Raw genomic sequence first — 4362 nt, forward strand, 5'->3', positions numbered from 1 at the left:
AAACTTCCCAAACAGGCCCTAGTACGGCGGTGCACAGGCGTGCCGTCGCGGCCCACACAGAGGTGGTGTCCTCGGTGGCGAGCAGCTCCCTGGCCATCACCCGCAGCAGGTCGTGGAACCCGTAGCGGATGCTCGAACCGCTGGACGCCCGTGCCCCCAGCAGGTGGATGTGCGTCAGCTGCTCAAGGGCCTGTTCGGCCTCGGCCGGTGGCACACCGAGCAGAGCCGACGCGCTCCACAGCGCGAAGTCGGGCGCGGGCGCGAGACCGAGTAGCCGGAACGCCCGCTGCGCGGCCGGGGCGGCCTCCTGATAGCCCACCAGGAGGCTCGCCCGCACGTCGAGGTCGCCGATGGCGAGCACGTTCAGCCGGATCCGCTCGTCGCCCAGACGTGTCGCCAGTGCCGCGGGCGACCAGTGGGGACGGCTGGCCAGCCCCGCGCCCGCGACGCAGAGCGCGAGGGGCAGGTAGCCGCACAGCTCGGCGACACGGGCCAGGGCGGGGCGGTCCGCTGCGACGCGGTCGCCGCCCGTGGCCAGCAGCAGCGACTCGGCATCGTCGGGCTGCAGAACGTCCAGTGTCATCCGGTGAAGGCCGGGGATCGCGAGCATCCTGCGACTGGTCAGCACCACCGTGCCTGACGCCGACGTGAGGATCGGACGGATCTGGGATTCGCAGACCACGTCATCGAGGATCAACAGCAACCGCCGCCGGAACAGTTTCCGTCGAAGTGCATCGGCGAGATCCTCCGCGGAGGGCTGACGGCGGCGCGAGAGTGGTTCCTCCGCGTCCAAGGCTTCCCGGGCGGGGCCTGCGTCGAGACGTCGCAGCAGACGTAGCAGCGCCTCGGATGGTTCCAACGGGCGTCCTTCGGCTCCCCGCAGGTTAAGCAGGACGCAGCCGTCGGGAAAGAGGTCGGTTGTCCGGTGCGCCAGCTGGATGGCGAGCGCGGTCTTGCCCACCCCGGCCTTGCCGACGATGGCCAGCAACGGGAATGCGGTACCGCCGGCGCCTCGCAGCATCGACTCCGCCGCCGTCAGGCTTTCGCCCCGTCCGGTGAAGGCGGGTATCGGGCGGGGGCGGATGAAGTACCGGTCCTGGCCGGGCGTCGGGCGCGACAGGAGCGTGATCGGCGCGTAGGCCTGGATCGAAGCGCAGGATGCGCTGGTGTAGGTGTTGCAGGGCGGGTCCGGGGTCCGTACCGAGCTTCTCGGCGAGACGGCGCCGGAGGCGCTCGAAGACCTGCAGTGCGTCGGACTGCCGGTCCGACCGGTACAGGGGCACCATGAGGTGCGCGTGCAGGCCCTCGTGAAGGGGATGTTCGTGGGCCAGGGTCATCAGCTCACCGCACAGTTCCCGGTGCCGGCCTAGTTTCAGGTCGGCGGTGACCCGCCGATCGAGGACGTTCATGTACCGCTCGGTCAGGTGGACGACGGCCGCCTGCAACAACGGGCCTTGGGCGACGCCGCAGAGCGCGGGCCCCTTCCACAGATCCAGAGCTTCGCGCAGAATCCGGGTGGCGGCGCCGAAGTCGTGCTGGTCATACGCGGCGCCCCCCTGAGCGGACAACAATTCGAAACGGGTCAGATCCAGTTCGTCCGGGAGAACCCGGAAGAGGTAACCGGGTAGGCGGGTGACGATCCTGCTCTCGGTTCCCTTGACGGCGTCAGTTCCCTGTGCACCCCGCGCGCCTTCGGTGTCTTCGGCCATCGACAGGATCTTGCGGAGCTGGGAGATATAGACATGCAGGGTTGTCGTGGCGGTGCGGGGCGGGTCGTCGCCCCACAGCTCGTCGATCAAGCTCGCCGCCGAGACGATCTCGTTGGCCCGGGTCAGTAATGTGGCGAGGACGACTCGGAGTTTCGCTGCCGACGGCGTGTGCGGACCGATTCCTACCGGACCCAGAATTTGGAACCGCATGGCGTTCACTCCTTGCTGGTGCGGCGTCCACCGCACTGGACCTCTGCGCAACGGCTTCGGGCAGGTTCAGCAGCCCTGTAGCACGGCCATGGTGACGCTGCTGATGCGGCGCGGTCCCTGGGCGACATCGACGCCGACCGTCACCGATGGACGTCCCTGCGGGTCGCGGGTGGTCGGACCGGGGGTGGCGGTGACCCGCAGCGGCAGGTCGGTCTCGGCGAAACCGCGGAATCCTCCGGACCAGTGCGTGATCGCGCAGAATGCTCCGGCGAAGCCGCGCAGTTCGCCCGCCGCGAGCACAGCCGCCTGGCGGGAGACCTCGATGAGCAGCACACAGGGCACGTGGTCGACTCCGTGGTCGAAGAAGACCGGGTCGTCCGAGTCGGGCCTGATCTCCAGGCGCAGACCCTTGCTGCCGATCAGATGAGGCTCCCCGACGACCACATTGCGGGCGTCCGTCCGCCCGACCGCCTCCGGCAGCACCGCATCCGGGAACACCACATCGTCCTGCCGGGGTGCGGGCGGGCCGGTGAACTTTGCCGTATAGGGGTCGTCAACCCTATCCCGCAGGCTCTCGGCACGGCCCCGGGCACGCTGGTCGCGGTAGAAGTCGGGCGGCAGGAAGACAAGCCGGGCCTGCACCGTGTAGCAGGACCGGCCGCCGATGCTCGCCGTGCAGGAGGTCTCCAGCGCGCCGGGAATGCCGTCGGCCGTGTCCACGGGTCGGACCCGCATGTCCACTACGACGTGCGTGGTCCCGGAGCCGCGGCGCCAAGGCGCCAGGTCGGTTACGTTGATCGTTGCGGAGGTGGAGACCGCCGGACGGTCCTCGGGGATGCCGAAGTACCGGCCGGCCACGAAGTTTATGGTTCTGCGGACCACATCGGTGACGAAATGGACATCATGAAGGGAGGTGAGGCTGTCGTTGAAGAGCGGGTGGGCGTCGGGCAACTCAGTGGAAAGCATAAAGCTGTGCTCGACCCCGTACCCACCACCCAGAACGTAACCCTCGGGGGTTCCAGGCTGGTGCACGAGGTGCTGCGGTGGCAGCGGGATGGAAACTTTCCCGGGCGAGCGTCTTCGTGTGTCAACGGCCATGTGTGCCTTCCGGACCATCGCGACCTGGCATTCTCGACGGGTGACGGCCCGGCGTCGGGTGTTGAGTACCCGTCGCGGGGCCGGGATCCCACAGTCGATCCCACGAAATGCCAACCTTTCGGTGGCACGGCAGGCTACGTCAGAATGACACGGGAGGTTCCCCGCGACCACCCCTAAGGGGACGTAATGAAGTAACAAATACGTGATCGAGAGCATCATCGCAGGTCACAGGCCTGTGGAAGGTTCGAAACGCGCAAGTTATTTCATTTCGACTCCTAAGTGTGGATTCCCGGCTCTGGGGTTACTCGAAAACGACACCTGGGTCCGGTGGCCCTGGGCGGGCCACCGGACCGGTACGTCTTCGATCCGGGATAGGGGTGCTCTCGTTCCGGGCCCTGAGGTAGGTTTCTCGTGGTGCCGGGCGGCGCAGACTCCGTCCACCCGGCGTCCGGCGTGGCGTACGGTCAGGCGTCGACCTGTGGGCCCGCCGGCTGGAAAGCCACTTTCATCTGGCCACATGGTGGATCACGACAACGGGCGACGTATGACGGTGTGGCCGGCCCCGCCAGGAACCCGTGACGGACGTAATCCTCCTCCCCGCGGCCCTCGAGAATCCCAGGGGTAACTGATGACGGCGCCGATGACGCTTCCCCGCGATATGGATCGTCGGTCATGACGGCCGAAGGCGCCGCGACGGTGCGCCGCTTTCCGTGGGGGCGGAGCGTAACGCCGGCCTGATCTGCTTCCCGTACCCGGCCCAGCGGGTGCGCACCTTTGCCACCATCGCCGACCTGCTGGCGCCGTCCGTGGCCGTAGCGGCGGTCCAGTGCTTCACCTGGACCGGCCGGCCGGGGTCGGGCCAGGTGGAAAGCACGGTGGTGCCCGCGGTCCGCGAGGTGGCAGCCGAGTGGGCGGACTGCCTGCTGGTTATTTTTGGCCACCGCGCCGGAGCGTGGTTGGCGTTCGAGGTCGCCCGGCGGCTGGAGACCTCCCAGATCCCGCTAGCCGGGCTGTTCGCGTCCGCCAGTCCTGCCCCGTCCCGCGGTTGGCGGGGCGACGCCGCTGTGCCGTTGACGCCTGGTGGGCCGGACGAGGACGTCGTCGACGGACGCGGGCCGTTGGACATCGTGCGATGCCCGATTACTGTTCTGGCGGGGGACGCCGATCAGCGGACCACCGTCCGCGATGCCTACGCGTGGTCGGAGCACACGAGCGGAGCATTCGACATCCGCATCTTCCCCGGCGACGACCGGTACATCGATTCCCACCCTCGGGACGTCGCCAACGCGATTTCGGATCAGCTGCTGTCCACGCGCCGTGAGGGCGATGGGAATTCTGGATCTGT

The 4362-nt window shown here is 68.2% G+C and carries 4 protein-coding genes; 1 reads left to right on the forward strand and 3 read right to left on the reverse strand.

The features are described from left to right. The 3 genes from ACY5KJ_RS18050 to ACY5KJ_RS18060 all read right to left on the reverse strand — a co-directional run. The coding region (locus ACY5KJ_RS18050) for an NB-ARC domain-containing protein (protein WP_462203913.1) at positions 1-961 on the reverse strand (961 nt) is incomplete at its 3' end. Further along, complete coding sequence (locus tag ACY5KJ_RS18055; RefSeq protein WP_462203914.1) at positions 885-1919, reverse strand: AfsR/SARP family transcriptional regulator; 1035 nt, start codon at positions 1917-1919, stop codon at positions 885-887. The genes ACY5KJ_RS18050 and ACY5KJ_RS18055, both read right to left, overlap by 77 nt. 66 nt (positions 1920-1985) lie before the next feature. After that, positions 1986-3236, reverse strand: coding sequence for an AfsA-related hotdog domain-containing protein (locus ACY5KJ_RS18060; protein WP_462189162.1), 1251 nt, complete (start codon positions 3234-3236; stop codon positions 1986-1988). Positions 3237-3727: 491 nt separating this feature from the next. Between ACY5KJ_RS18060 and ACY5KJ_RS18065 the strand changes: the two genes are divergently transcribed. Continuing rightward, positions 3728-4362 (forward strand): thioesterase II family protein (locus tag ACY5KJ_RS18065; RefSeq protein ID WP_462203915.1); only part of this gene is annotated, 635 nt, incomplete at its 3' end.

Source organism: Frankia sp. CcWB3, from assembly GCF_977927595.1.

What these genes read in the sequence shown, in the direction of transcription:
- ACY5KJ_RS18055 (WP_462203914.1), bottom strand. Translation starts at nt 1,919, where the DNA reads ATGCGGTTCCAAATTCTGGGTCCGGTAGGAATCGGTCCGCACACGCCG.
- ACY5KJ_RS18060 (WP_462189162.1), bottom strand. Translation starts at nt 3,236, where the DNA reads ATGATGCTCTCGATCACGTATTTGTTACTTCATTACGTCCCCTTAGGG.